12 protein-coding genes are annotated in these 13,537 nt (G+C 45.8%); all 12 read right to left on the reverse strand.

All coding sequences use genetic code 11. The features are described 5' to 3' along the window. Positions 1-132: 132 nt before the first annotated feature. The 12 genes from AC2CGA_RS02540 to AC2CGA_RS02595 all read right to left on the reverse strand — a co-directional run bounded on the left by AC2CGA_RS02540 (position 133) and on the right by AC2CGA_RS02595 (position 13,476). On the reverse strand, positions 133-1,383 hold the full coding sequence (locus tag AC2CGA_RS02540; RefSeq protein WP_052585947.1) for a competence/damage-inducible protein A: 1,251 nt from the start codon (positions 1,381-1,383) through the stop codon (positions 133-135). Positions 1,384-1,400: 17 nt separating this feature from the next. Further along, entirely contained in the window at positions 1,401-1,982 is a 582-nt protein-coding gene (pgsA, locus tag AC2CGA_RS02545) for a CDP-diacylglycerol--glycerol-3-phosphate 3-phosphatidyltransferase (RefSeq protein WP_003154147.1), read from the reverse strand. Positions 1,983-2,056: 74 nt separating this feature from the next. Then, a complete protein-coding gene (locus AC2CGA_RS02550; protein ID WP_014305022.1) occupies positions 2,057-2,956 on the reverse strand; it encodes a helix-turn-helix domain-containing protein in 900 nt (299 codons plus the stop codon). Positions 2,957-2,974: 18 nt separating this feature from the next. Then, positions 2,975-3,766, reverse strand: coding sequence for a DUF3388 domain-containing protein (locus tag AC2CGA_RS02555; protein ID WP_003154149.1), 792 nt, complete (start codon positions 3,764-3,766; stop codon positions 2,975-2,977). Between the two features lie 127 nt (positions 3,767-3,893). Next, the gene (locus AC2CGA_RS02560; protein WP_003154150.1) at positions 3,894-4,151 is read right to left on the reverse strand and encodes a DUF3243 domain-containing protein; all 258 of its coding nucleotides are present in this window, start codon (positions 4,149-4,151) and stop codon (positions 3,894-3,896) included. A 75-nt stretch (positions 4,152-4,226) separates the two neighbouring features. Continuing rightward, the gene (ymfI, locus tag AC2CGA_RS02565) at positions 4,227-4,955 is read right to left on the reverse strand and encodes an elongation factor P 5-aminopentanone reductase (protein ID WP_014305021.1); all 729 of its coding nucleotides are present in this window, start codon (positions 4,953-4,955) and stop codon (positions 4,227-4,229) included. Positions 4,956-5,013: 58 nt separating this feature from the next. Then, entirely contained in the window at positions 5,014-6,300 is a 1,287-nt protein-coding gene (gene yfmH, locus AC2CGA_RS02570; RefSeq protein WP_003154152.1) for an EF-P 5-aminopentanol modification-associated protein YfmH, read from the reverse strand. After that, positions 6,297-7,577 carry an EF-P 5-aminopentanol modification-associated protein YfmF gene (gene yfmF, locus AC2CGA_RS02575; RefSeq protein ID WP_014305019.1) on the reverse strand — a complete coding sequence of 427 codons (1,281 nt, stop codon included), beginning with the start codon at positions 7,575-7,577 and terminating at the stop codon, positions 6,297-6,299. The genes yfmH and yfmF overlap by 4 nt, the downstream gene beginning before the upstream one ends. A gap of 151 nt (positions 7,578-7,728) precedes the next feature. After that, positions 7,729-10,848, reverse strand: a complete 3,120-nt coding sequence (locus AC2CGA_RS02580) for an MMPL family transporter (protein WP_484480119.1) — start codon at positions 10,846-10,848, stop codon at positions 7,729-7,731. After that, positions 10,848-11,303 carry a MarR family winged helix-turn-helix transcriptional regulator gene (locus AC2CGA_RS02585; RefSeq protein ID WP_060657304.1) on the reverse strand — a complete coding sequence of 152 codons (456 nt, stop codon included), beginning with the start codon at positions 11,301-11,303 and terminating at the stop codon, positions 10,848-10,850. Before AC2CGA_RS02585 ends, AC2CGA_RS02580 begins: the two co-directional genes overlap by 1 nt. A gap of 106 nt (positions 11,304-11,409) precedes the next feature. Next, complete coding sequence (gene bcbE / locus AC2CGA_RS02590) at positions 11,410-12,639, reverse strand: bacillibactin exporter BcbE (RefSeq protein ID WP_003154158.1); 1,230 nt, start codon at positions 12,637-12,639, stop codon at positions 11,410-11,412. A gap of 111 nt (positions 12,640-12,750) precedes the next feature. Further along, positions 12,751-13,476: a GntR family transcriptional regulator gene (locus AC2CGA_RS02595; RefSeq protein ID WP_003154159.1), complete on the reverse strand. Its 726-nt coding sequence runs from the start codon at positions 13,474-13,476 to the stop codon at positions 12,751-12,753. Positions 13,477-13,537: the final 61 nt, after the last annotated feature.

Below are 13,537 nucleotides of genomic sequence, written 5' to 3' on the forward strand. Positions count from 1 at the left end.
TACCTTGTTTATTGGCATTTGCCAAGAAAAAAGCGAACGCATATTCGGATTTTTTCCGCGTTCGCTTTTCTGCAAAAGAGCATAATTTCCCTTATAAAACTTAAAAATCAGAGAAAAAAGCTCTTTAAAACTTTATTTTTGATCCAGCATTTTTAAAATGAGATGGCAGCCGTATTTAGCGGCGCGCTTTCTGATTCCGGTTCTTGAGCCGGCAAAGTGAAATTCGTGCACCTCTTCTTTTCCTTCCGTTGATATGCCGATAAAGACGCGGCCCGGCGCATGCCCTTCCTGCGGGTCGGGACCCGCGACCCCGGTAAAGCTGATGCCGATATCGCTTCCGGTCAGCTTTCTCACACCGGCTGCAAGCTCTTTCGCACACTCTTTGCTGACCGCTCCGCTTTCTGCGAGCGTCTCAGCTTTCACGCCGAGCACATGCTGTTTCACGCTGTCGGAATAGCAGACAACGCCTCCTGCAAATAGTTGAGACGCACCGCTTAAATCAGTCACCCACTCTGAAAACAGGCCGCCTGTAAAGCTTTCGGCAGAAGAAATCGTGATTTTGTTTTGTCTGCATGCTTTTGAAAGCTCCTTCACCAGGGACGTATCATCATATCCGTAGAAAAATTCACCGACACGTTCTAAAATGGCGGCTTCCGTTTCTTTTAAAAGCCGTTCTGTTTCTTTTTCGTCAGCATGTTTCGCCGTTAAACGCAGCGTGACCTCGCCGTCAGCAGCAAGCGGCGCAATCGTCGGATTCGTCTGCGCGTCAATGATATCTTCTAAATCAGCTTCAAGCTGGGATTCACCGATTCCGAAAAACCGCAGCACGGTTGAAACGATTTTCTCATTAGAACCAAGCTTTTTAAGAAGCAGCGGTTTCGCTTCATTTTCAAACATCGGACGCAGCTCGCTCGGCGGCCCGGGAAGCAGCATATAAAGCCTTGAGCCGTGCTCTGCAAGCATTCCCGGTGCCATACCGAAATGATTCGCCAAAACGTCCGAGCCCTCAATGACGAGCGCCTGTTTGCGGTTATTCGGCGACATGGTCCGTTTTGTTTTCGCGAAATATTCTTCGATCGACCGGAACGCTTCGTCATTCAGAACGAGCGGGCGCCCCAGTGTGTTTGCAATGGTTTCTTTCGTCAAATCGTCCTTGGTCGGTCCGAGACCGCCTGAAAAAATAATCAGGTCTGAGCGCTCTTCGGCAATGCGGATGACTTGCTTAAGCCGCTCCGGATTGTCACCGACAGCGGTATGGTAAAACACGTTTACACCGATTTCCGCCAGCTCTTTACTGATAAACTGCGCGTTCGTATTGGCGATCTGGCCGAGCAGAAGCTCCGAGCCGACCGCAATGATTTCTGCTTTTTTTGCTATTTCCATCTTTAAGTCCTTCTTCCTTAGTTAGATGTTTTTAACGCATCCCAGTTCTTCGCAAAATAATCCCAGCCGGAAATGACTGTGAAGAGCACGGCCACCCATAAAGCGATATCGCCGAACGGGAAAGAAACGAGCTCAAACGGAAGATTATGCAGCAAAAGCGCGGCAACAGCGATGATCTGGGCCCATGTTTTAATTTTCCCCAGCATATTGGCGGCTACAACTTCCCCCGTTCCCGCCAGCACAAGTCTTAATCCCGTTACGGCAAATTCGCGGCTGATGATGATGATGACCATCCACGCCGGCGCAAGGTCAAATTGCACAAGCGTAATTAATGCCGCGGACACCAGCAGTTTGTCAGCCAGCGGATCTAAAAATTTCCCGAAGTTTGTCACGAGGTTCAGTTTTCTGGCGTAGTAGCCATCCACCCAGTCAGTCGTTGATGCGATAATGAACAAAACAGCTCCCGTAAGATGCGCGACCGGAATCGATTCATCCCCTATATGAACGCTGCCCCAATGAAAAGGAACAAGCATGATAATCATAAATACAGGAATTAAAGCGATTCTTGCCAGTGTGATTTTATTCGGTAAGTTAAACATAAAGCCCCTCCAATAATATGTACTCGGACGTGAAGAAAAAGTCATCTTAATCGTTCAGATGACTTTTTCCCCTTTTATTTTTTCATCTTGATTGTGATGGTCTGCGCCATCACATCATGCGGATTGAGTTCATAGGACAGAACCTCTCCGTTGATTTTAATTTTCAGGTTAGGGGCATAGCCCGTGCGGATTTCAATCTGCTTTTGATCCGTGACGTCTTTTTTAAAGGTTTCGCCTTTTTGCAGGGTTCCTTCTTTTAAAGAACCGCCGCTGTCATCACGGACGCGGATCCACGCGCTGTCAGAAGCAATCAGTTCAAGCTTATACTTATCTGCCCCGGAGACGTTGTATGAAGAAGCCGAGCCTTCCGTTCCGGCCGCTTTGATCTCCGTCTTTTCACTGCTTTTTTCTTTCTTTTTCTGCTCTGACGCTTTTGTGTCTTTTTTGTCTTTTTTGCTGTCAGATTGCGCTTCGTCGTTTGTATTGCCGTCGTTTTTCAGCGCAGAATCCTTAGGAATCTCATACTTGCTCTCACTTTGGGTGACGGTCTTATCTCCGTCTGTCTGCCCGGATTTGCTCATTCCGAACTGAATAATCGCATAAATGATCGCGATGACGATAATGACACCGATGACGACAAGGACGGTCGGAAGCCATTCCGCCGCCTTTGAAGCGGACTTAGGAAGCTCCCTTTGCATGGCGAGACCGGAGATTTTTTCCGACACATCGTCATGGTACGTGTTAGGGATGTCTTTTTTATATTCTTCAAATAACTGATCTGAATCAAGCCCGACAGCTTCAGCGTACTGCTTGATAAACGCCCGCACATAAAAATTGCCGGGAATGACGTCATAATTGCCTTCTTCCAGAGCGGTTAAGTATCTTTTCTGAATTTTCGTCGCCGCCTGGAGTTCATCCAATGACATCCCTTTTTCCTCTCTGGCTTCTTTAAGCCGGATTGCTAATTCTGTCACAACAAACACCTTCCAATATTAAAAATCAAAGCTTGAAAAACCGGTCTGGTCAAACATTTGCGGTTCTTCTGCATGTTCATATGTAATGACTTCGTCAGGATCATTTCTGAGTTCGATAATATAATCGAAATCATCGAGCGTATACTCCGAATTTTGAACAAAAATATCGGGGTGCTCCACGACCTTTGTCGCCGGAAGCCGCATAATTTCACTGACGAGCTGAAGATGGCGCTCAGATCCCCGTCTTGTCGAAACGATGCCGTCGAGGATAAACACGTTTTCCGTGCTGTATTCATCGGCAACCAGCTGGCTCCGGATCGTTTGTTTTAGCAGCGTTGATGATACGAAAAGCCATCTTTTGCTGGCACAAACACTTGACGCAACGATGGACTCCGTTTTTCCGACCCTCGGCATTCCGCGGATTCCGATCAGTTTGTGCCCTTCTTTTTTAAACAGCTCGGCCATAAAGTCAACCAGAAGACCGAGCTCGTCCCTTTCAAAACGGAAGGTTTTTTTGTCATCGGCATCACGCTGAATGTATCTTCCGTGGCGGACTGCAAGACGGTCGCGAAGCCTCGGTTCTCTCAGCTTCGTTACTTTAATGGTCTCCATTGTTTTTAAAATTGATTCCAATCGTTTAATTTGATCTATATGCCGGCATCTGAGCAGCATTCCCCTTCTGGAAAGGTCGACACCGTTAATTGTGACAATATTAATTGACAGCATCCCGAGAAGAGATGAAATATCCCCGAGCAGGCCGGGGCGGTTCACTTGAATTTCATATTCAAAATACCATTCGAGCTTTGCCAAATGATATACCCCCTCCATTGTGGCAAATTTTTACCTTCCTTTATCATAAAACATTTTTCTCTAATTAGAAAGAAGAATGTTGCTCTATAGAGGAAAACATAAAAAAAGAGAGGAGAAATCCCCCCTCTTAATGAGTGCTGTTATTTTCAACAAGCTTCACCATCATATTTGCGATGGCGCGCTGTTCATCTTCAGAAGCAACGCTCCAAAGATCAGCAAGCACTTTTTCCTGATGGTTTTTCGAGTCGACTTCGTTCGCAAGGTAACCGCCGATTTCTGTCGCGAGGTCAGTGATCGTTTCATCACTCATCCCTTTTTCCTGCGCATAGTTCAATCTGTCGCCAAGGAAATTCTTCCAATTATCCCAGTTTTCTAATACTGACATGTTGGGTTCCTCCATTTCATCTGTTGTTACAAAATTATTTTGTCCGTGCAGATGCAAACTATACACACATTTTTTTCAGCAGTGCCAGCCGCCGTTTACGGATAATATATGCCCCGTAATATAGGAAGCCTTGTCCGATAATAAAAAGGCCGCCGCTTCGGCGATTTCCTCCGGCTTTGCCAGCCGGCCCGCGGGAATTTCCTCTGCCAACGCTTCTTTTTCATCAGACGTGAATTGATCAAGCATATTTGTATCAACGGCACCCGGGGAGACCGCATTCACGCGGACGCCGCTCGGAGCGAGCTCTTTGGCAAGCGCTTTGACGAACGAATGCTGCGCTCCTTTGACCATGCTGTATAATACCTCGCACGATGCACCTGTTTCTCCCCAGACGGAACCGATCGCGACAATGCCCCCGCATTTTTTCCGGATCATGCCGGGCACCAGATTACGCGCCAAAAGAAACGGACTCGTCACATGCAGCTGCACCATCTCCCGCGCCGTGTCATCCGTAACGTCCGTAATCAGGCCGAAATGACTTTTGCCGCTGTTTAATATCAGAGCGTCCACAGGCTGCTTAACGGAACGGCTGAGTGTCTCCGCGCCATCCGGTGAGGACAGATCAGCCTGGATAGCGGAGGCTTTTACGCCGAATGATGCGCTCAGCCTTTCCGCAAGCCTGTTTGCGGCTTCCTTATTAGAATGATAATGCAAAAGGACGTCATATCCGTTTTTTGCGAGGACTTCACTTATACTTTGTCCGATTCCGCCGCTTGCTCCGGTTACGAGCGCTGTCTGTTTCATCAATCAATACTCCTTCTTTCCCCAGAAAAACATCCCTCAGGGCGTGAGGGATGTTTTGTTATGATTTTGGCACGACTTTGCAGACTGTCAGCCTGTCTTCTGATATTTCTTCTTTAATGACCCGCTTTACGTCTTCCAGGGTGATCTGCTCCAGTACGGTTACGACATCAAACAGACTCATATCTAAAAAGGCGTAGCGTGTGAATTGGTTGGCGATGTATTCAGGTGAATTGAGCGCTTTTAAAAATGACCCGATCTTCTTTTTTCTCGCAAGGTCAAGTTTTTCCGCAGTCACGGCTGATTCTGCATCAAGAAGCATCTGTTTTAATTCGTCAGCGAGCCTATCCGGCTCCGGTGTATCTCCTCCGACAGAGGCAAAGCCGAATCCGTATTCAGCCGTGTAATCAAAGCTGAAGGTTTCATCAATGTAGCCTTTATCGTACAAGTTGCCGTAATGCGGTGAGCTTTTTCCGAAGAGACATTCAAGCATGAGGTTCATGCTGAGCTCGTGCTTCAACAGCTCCCGCCCCGTTTTATAAGGGTCTTTCGCCTTTAAACCGACAAGACATTTTGAGCCTTGCACGTTCATTTTTAATTCCTGCTCCCGGCGGAAAACCGCTTCCTGCTCCTGAACCTCTTTACGTTTGATTTCAGGCTGGTCTGTAAACGGCTTTTTCTCCTGGTTTTTCCGCACCTGGCTGATGATCGCTTCAGGATCTGCGGGACCGACGATAAAGAGCAGCATATTGCTCGGATGATAAAACGTTTCGTAGCACTCATACAGCAGATCTTTCGTAATATGAGAGATGCTCTCCACCGTTCCGGCAATGTCAATTTTCACAGGGTGGTCTTTATACATATTTTCGATAAGGCCGAAAAACAGCCGCCAATCCGGATTATCATCATACATATTGATTTCCTGGCCGATGATGCCTTTTTCTTTTTCAACTGATTTTTCCGTGAAATACGGATCCTGAACAAAATCCACGAGTGTTTCCAGGTTTTTCTCTACATTAGAAGTGCTGGAGAACAGATAAGCGGTTCGTGTAAATGATGTAAAGGCATTTGCCGACGCCCCCTGCTTACTGAAGTCCTGAAACACGTCGCCGTCCGCTTTTTCAAACAGTTTATGTTCCAGAAAATGCGCGATTCCGTCAGGCACGTGTACCATTTCTTCCTTATTTAAAGGAACGAATTGATTGTCAATGGAACCGTACTTTGTCGTAAACACGGCGTATGTTTTATTAAAACCCTGTTTCGGCAGCACATAGACATCAAGGCCGTTTGCCATTTTTTCATGATACAGCGTTTCCTGAAGCTGTTCGAAATTTATCGGTTTAGTCAAGATGCTCCCCCCGTCCCTTTTAAGAAATAAGTCGTATCCAGCTTAATGTTCTTTCCGACATTGATAATGTCCTCTTTTGTCACTTTCTCGATATTGTCGAGGAAAGTTTCGATCGGTATTTCCACTTGGGCTGAAGCCTGCTGATACAGAAATTCCGCTAAGCCGTATGCCGTATCAATCGTTTCTAACACTTGGTTTTTAATAACGGCTTTCGTTTGGGCGATATCGTCCTCTGAAAAGTCACCGTTTTGCATAGCCTGAAATTGTTCTTCGATAATGGTGACGGCCTGCTTATAATTTTTCACCTCAATGCCCGACATGACCATCAAAAGCCCTTTGAAGCTTTCCACCCTTGAGGCTGCATAATAGGCGAGGCTTGCTTTTTCACGGACATTTATAAACAGCTTTGAATGAGAGAAACCCCCGAACAGCCCGTTAAACACCTGCAATGCCGGATAATCCGGATCTGTATATGTCGTATTGGTCCGGAATCCGATATTCAGCTTGCCCTGCTTGACGTCCTCTTCATCAATGACTTCCTTCGGATCGGGCTGTTCATTCGCCGCGCTTCTTTCAAAAGGCTGCAGCTCCCGTTCTTCCGTTTTAAAATACGTATCAACGGCCGTTTTCACCTGATCTGAATCAACATCGCCGATGACGTACAGGTCCAGCTGATCTTCGCGTATGGCTTTTTGATAGGCTTCATACAAATCTTGCGGTGTAATGTGTTCGACATCATCGAACTCGCCGTTGACGTGAAGGGCATACGGTTCGCTTTTGCACATTTCCTGAACGAGACGCAGATTAGAATATCTCATCTTATCATCATATACGGCTTGAATCCGCTGTTTCAGCGTCCGTTTTTCCTGCGTGACATAAAGGGGCAGGAAGGCGCCGTTTTCCAAAGCGGGCGAAAAGACAAGCTCTGATAAAAGCTGAAGGCCTTTTTCCAATAACGGTGTGCGGTCCTTCAGATACTTTTCGTTAGGAATCTCAAGTCTGAACGTAATGACATGACGTTCTCCCTTTTTTGTCAGATCAGCTGAAACGGATGTGCCGTACAGCTCATCAAAATAAGAACGCAGATCAGCGGTTTTCGGGCGGCTTTCTGTTCCGCGCAGAAGCACATGCGGAAACAGCGCCCTTTTTGTTACGAGCTCTTTCGTTAAAGGAGCCAGCATTTTAAACGTCAGCGAAACGGTTTTAAATTTCTCAGTCTTTACGATGTGGGCGGTGATCCCGCCGTGCTTTGACTTCATTTCATTTACGTAAGTCATGTGAAACCTCCTTCGTTCATTCTTTAATAGTATGTATTATGGCCAAATTTCAGGATTCGCAAAAAAGAGTGCGCAGATGTAATTATATCAACTGGAGGATTTATAAGGAAACAAAAAACCTCTGCCCGAAAACAGGCAGAGGCATTGAACGTTATTTTTTTAAATTGAAAGGCCACCAGTTGGCTCTTCCGAATATTTTCACCATGACCGGTACAAAAAACGGAAGGACGACAATTGCGTACATGAGAAGGCCTGTTAATACCACGGTTGCAATCTGTAATAAGGAAAGAACGCCTGACGGCAGCATGGCCGCAAAGGTTCCCGCTAAAATAATCGCCGCAGAAATGATGACGGAACCCATATTTTTCATACTGCTGATCATTGCGGGTTCCGTTCCTTCTTTTTTCAGCTCATTAAAGCGGTCCATTAAAAAGATGGAATAATCCACACCAAGAGCCATCAAAATGACAAAGCCGAAGAACGGCACGGCCCAGTTTACGCCCGGATACCCGAAGAAGTGTGTAAAGATGTATTCCGTCACGCCGATGGATGCGAAATACGTCAGTACGAGCGACGCCACTAAATAAACAGGCATAATAAGAGAGCGCAGCATTATGATGAGAATCAGAAAAATTCCCGCCAGCATAAACATTGCCGTCCGTTTGAAGTCTGAATCCGATATTTCTTTCAAATCGGCATTCATGCTGGAGACTCCCGAAACGCCGAAAGAGGCATTCTTCAGATCCGTGTTCGGAATGGCTCTTTTTACGCTCGCTTTGATCGCTTGAATATCTTGAATGGCCGTATTTGAATAAGGATTGTTATAAAGAACGACGGTCAATTCTGTCGTTTTTCTGTCATCTGACATGTACGTATTAAACACGCTTGTGAAATCACTGTTTGTCAACGCGTCTTTCGGCACAAACCAGCCTGTCATTTCTTTATCTGAGGCCTTGTGAAGCTCACCCAGGTAATCATTCGCCCCCATCATGCCGCTTGATACTTTCTTAAGCCCTTTTACACTATCGTTAAGGCCTGAAGAAAGATCGCTGAGCCGGGAAGAAAAATCACCGAGACCGCTCTTCATTTTTTTCTGGCCCTCCGCGAGCTGTCCTGCCGCCGATTCAAGGCGCGGCATTTGTCCTGCCAGAGCCCCCTGTCCGTCTGACACTTGCTGCAGACCGTTTTCAATACTGGTCAGACCGTTGATCATTGCGTTAATTTGAGTGTCGATCTTTTTTTGAGCGGCTGCCAGCCGGGCAAATTGTTTTTCCGCTTGCTGCAGATGATCCTTTTGACTGTCGACCTGTTTAGAAAACGCTTCTGCATCCGCGTTTGCCTTGGAAACGGCTGACTGTACACCCGTAAAGGCCGATTTGATTTCTTTGTAAGAGGGATCGGTTTTGACTGACGGTATTGACGCTTCCAATTTTGCAAACGGCAGCCGGGCAAGCTGCTTGTTCAAATCGGCAAGCTGTCTGCTGGCTTCATCTTTCATCGGCAGGACGGTTTTTACCAATTTTAAAGCGTTTTGCGTTTCTGAAGCGAGACCGCTGTTTTGTTTGAGCTGTGAAGTCAGCATTTTTTTTTGCTCTTCAATCTGCTTTCTCATCTGGGCGACGCCGGCTTTATTCTCATTCACGCCAGCCTGCAGTTTATTCAGGTTTTCGCCTATATCAGAAAGCCCGGATTTCAGAGACAATGTTCCGTTAATAAGCTGATTGACGCTTTTCCCCGACTCTTCGATCTGCGGCTGTGAATCAGCTAACGACTTTGCGGCATGCCCTAATCCGTCCGTGATTTTTTCAAGTCCTGTATTGCCTTTATCAAGCCCTTCTTGAAGCTGCTTTGCCTGATTTGTGACAAATAATTGATTCAATCCGTTTCCGGCAGGGCGCGTGGCGCTTCTGACCGTTTTTACACCCTCTGTTTTTTCAAGTTCTCTGCTGATTTTTTCGATATCAATCAGGTGTTTTTCGGTATTTAGAGGCTCATCATTTTTGATGACGACTGTGGCCGGAAGAAGCTCCCCCGGGCCGAATGCGTCTGAAATCGTATTAAACGCGCGGACGGATTCATATTTATCCCCGATTTCGTCAAGGCTGTTGTAAGATAGCGATCCTTTGTAAAGAAGGATAGGCGGGACGGTGAATACCGCAACGATTGCAAGACTGATGAGCGGCCTTTTAAATGAAAACCGCCCTGCCGTTTCCCAAGCTTTGCTTTGAGGATGGGAAATATCACCCTTAACGGGCCAAAACAGTCTTTTTCCTAAAAAAGCCATAAAAAACGGCACGATCGTCATGAGCGCAAGCAGCAGCACCGCGACACCGACCGCAACGGCGGCTGCCGACTGATACAGCTTAAATGTCGCAAATCCGATGCAGGCAAATCCGATCAGCACCGCACCGCCGCTGTACAAAACTGTCTTTCCGGCCGTTTTGTAGGTGACGACGATCGCCTCTCTTATATCAGCGCCATGCGACAGTTCTTCTTTAAATCTGCTGAGAAGCAGAATGCAGTAGTCTGTGCCGATTCCGAACATAATCGCAACCATGAAAATCTGCGTAAAAGTTGAGAGCGGAAAATTCAGCTGGTCGACTAAAAATGCGACAATCGACTGGCTGACTAAATAAGATATCAATACAGATAAAAGCGGCACAAACGGAGCGACCACTGACCGGAATACAAGGATCAGCACGATCAGGATAAAAGCGACCGTTATATATTCAGTCTTTTTCAATCCGTCCTGTGAGCTTTTTAACACATCTTCATCGATCAGCGACTGGCCTGTTATGCCGTATGATACGCCGTACGGTTTCAGCTCTTTATCAATTTTATTTTTGATTTCGAGGATATCGTTTTTGGATGTATCAAGCTGCAGCTGAACGAGCATCGTTTGTCTGTCTTTTGACAGCAGCTGTTTTTTGATGTCGTCATTTTTCTCCCCGAAGTATGAAGTCACCGTTTTAATCTGAAGCGCTTTTTTCTGTTCAGACAAAGTGCTGACGGCTTCTTCCAGACGATCTTTTTTGTCTGTCATTAAGCCTTTTTCGTGAAATACGATGACGGCAGAAGAAGACGGTGCATCTGAATCAGACATTTCATCAAGCAATTCATGGGCATAAGAAGAGGAATATCCGTCCGGTACGGAAATCTGCCCTTTCTCCCGTGTCAATTCAGCCATATCAGGCGCTGTAAGCATAAATATCACCGTTGCGGCGATCCATACCGCGGCGATGATCCAGCGGGCTCGGATAATGTTTTTCATTATGTCTGCTGACCCTCCTCTGTCATCATCAATCGATATAATTTTTCATATGTATTAACGAACATCTCCGCCTCGTCTTCATCAAAATACATAATATATGAACGGACGAGTTCCTCAATCCGCCGCTCCACACGGTGAAATACTTCCGTCCCCTTTTCCGTGACATTTAAAAGTATGCTCCGGCGGTCGCTTTGGCTGCGTTCTCTATTGATGTAGCCTTTTTCATACAGGCGGTTCGTCATCGATGTAATGGCGCTTTTGTTGACGTGGCACACCGCGGCCAGTTCAATTGATTTGCAATCCGGATTGAGCATAATATAGCGGAGTATGTAATATTGATCCAATGTCAGCTCTTTGTTCACTTTTTCAGCGATAATGCTGTCAATTTTTTTTAAGACGTGCAGGTATACATCGGAATAACGCTGAATCAGCTGCTTTACTTTTTCTTCATGCATCTTTTCCCCCTCCTTCCAATAGTTAAAATGTTTAACTATTAAAAAGGATAACGACTTGACGATATCATGTCAATCTTCAAAATAAAATAAAAAAAGACAGTGCAGATTACACCGTCTTTAATGATTCCTTTTTTTCTTTTGCTTGTGATGAGATATTTAACAGCGCTAAAAATACAGACACAATGCCGCAAAAAGCGGATAAAATAAAAATCAGCCAGCCTGCATTTGACATCAGGGCAGCAAAGATCGGCGGTCCCGCCGCTACTCCGATAAACCGCATGCTGTTATAAAATGAGGTGATGGTTCCCGATTCCTCGTTGTCTACGCCTTCTGTGATGACAGCGTCTAATGCCGGTAATGCTATTCCGATACCGATACCGCTGACACACAAAAAGATAAATAATAAATAAAAACTGTGATTCCACCATAGGCCGATAAACGACAGTGTCACGGCACTCATTCCGAAAACGATGCAGAACTTCATTTTGCCTTGGTCTTTCCCGATTTTTCTGCCTGATATATATGAACTGACGGATAGAAATAAAAGCGGGATTGCCAAAAGCGCTCCTTTAGCCACACCGTCAATTCCGTATTTCTTCTCCAGTGAGTCTGATAAATAAAAAAGAACCCCGAACAGCAAAAACATAATCACGCAGCCGATGATAAATACCGTAAAGAGCCAGCGTCCGTCACGCTTAAATATGCGGCCGACATTTTTCACAAATTCGGAAATAGAAGGCGCTTCTTTTTGTTTCTCCGGCTTTGCCACCAAAAACAATACGAGAAAAAAACTGATGAGCGAAAAAAACGGAATGAACCAAAACGGCATAAACCAAAACCATGCAGCCAAGAGCGACCCGAGAATCGGGCTTAATACTTTCCCGGCCGTGTTTGACGTCTCAATGTCGCCGAGCCCCGCGGTAATCCGCTCATCATCCCCTTTGAATAAATCACCGATAAACGGCATCACTACAGGAGCCGCCCCTGCCGAACCGATTCCCTGCAGCACCCGCCCCGCCAAGATAATGGGATAAGGATGCTTGAACGCGGTGGAAGCTATCGCGGCAAGCGCTCCGCCCGCACCGGCTATGAGAAGACAAGGCAGAAGAACCTTTTTTCTTCCGAATTTATCGGACAAATATCCGGCAATCGGAATACAAATAATCGCCACAATCGAATAGACCGTTATAATTAACGATACTTGAAAAGACGATATGGACAGCTTCTTTTCAATCATCGGAAGCACAGGAATCAGCATGGAATTCCCGAGTGTCATCACGAGCGGTACAGAAGCCAGAGCAATGATATTTTTTGTTCCATTTTTCTTCTTACTCAACTTATTCACCCATTCACTATACTTGGTTGTTTCCTGTTTTATTGTGCCTTGCGGAAAACAAAGTATGTATTGAAGCGGCAAATAAAAAAACAGACACATGACGCGTCTGTCTTAAAAACGTTTTCTTACAACATGAAAACTGAACTTATCAGCCCGGAAATAATTTAATGAATACAGCACAGGTTCATCATTCTGATTATAGTGGGTTTGCTTCAGCAATAAAAGCGCCGTCTCCGGCTCGCACTCCAAAACCGGTGAAATCGTATCGTGATATCCGATCGGTTCGATATCAGCAACGGCATAGCTGATCACAGACCCGGAGTTTTTTTCCAAAAGATCAAAAATAGATTCCTGTTCATGACAGAAAGAATTCGGCAGAATGTGCATCGGAATCGTATCTAAACAGTAAACGACCGGAGTGCCGCTTGCCGTTCTCACGCGTTCCAAATAAAAAAGCTCCTGCTCAGGCTCAAGCCGGAATCTAGCGATATCTTCCTCAGACGGCGTGATGACCTGAGACGACAAAAAAATCGTACCCGGCACCATGTTCGCCTGCTGAATCATTTTCGTCACGCTGTTGAGCTGTTCAATACCTGAAAGAAACAGCGGTTTTGTATGGACGAAAGTGCCCACACCGTGCCTTCTGATAATCACATGCTCCTCTTCAAGGATACGCAAAGCTTCACGCAGAGTTGCCCGGCTGACACCCATAGATTTTGAAAGCTCAAATTCAGAAGGAAGCTTTTCCTTTTCGGTGTAAATTCCGTTTTGTATATCCTCTTTGATTCGCTCAATCACTTTTAGGTACAAGTGACGATTGTCAGCTTTTGTAGACATGTTTCCCCTCCGTAAACCACTTTCATAAATTATTGAACAATTGGGACAACTATATCATGTT

This window comes from Bacillus sp. SYZHCR11, assembly GCF_057196865.1.

Coding starts and splice junctions, on each gene's coding strand:
- AC2CGA_RS02580 (WP_484480119.1), bottom strand. CDS start 10,848: ATGAAAAACATTATCCGAGCCCGCTGGATCATCGCCGCGGTATGGATC.
- AC2CGA_RS02540 (WP_052585947.1), bottom strand. CDS start 1,383: ATGGAAATAGCAAAAAAAGCAGAAATCATTGCGGTCGGCTCGGAGCTT.
- AC2CGA_RS02585 (WP_060657304.1), bottom strand. CDS start 11,303: ATGCATGAAGAAAAAGTAAAGCAGCTGATTCAGCGTTATTCCGATGTA.
- pgsA (WP_003154147.1), bottom strand. CDS start 1,982: ATGTTTAACTTACCGAATAAAATCACACTGGCAAGAATCGCTTTAATT.
- AC2CGA_RS02595 (WP_003154159.1), bottom strand. CDS start 13,476: ATGTCTACAAAAGCTGACAATCGTCACTTGTACCTAAAAGTGATTGAG.
- yfmF (WP_014305019.1), bottom strand. CDS start 7,577: ATGACTTACGTAAATGAAATGAAGTCAAAGCACGGCGGGATCACCGCC.
- ymfI (WP_014305021.1), bottom strand. CDS start 4,955: ATGAAACAGACAGCGCTCGTAACCGGAGCAAGCGGCGGAATCGGACAA.
- AC2CGA_RS02560 (WP_003154150.1), bottom strand. CDS start 4,151: ATGTCAGTATTAGAAAACTGGGATAATTGGAAGAATTTCCTTGGCGAC.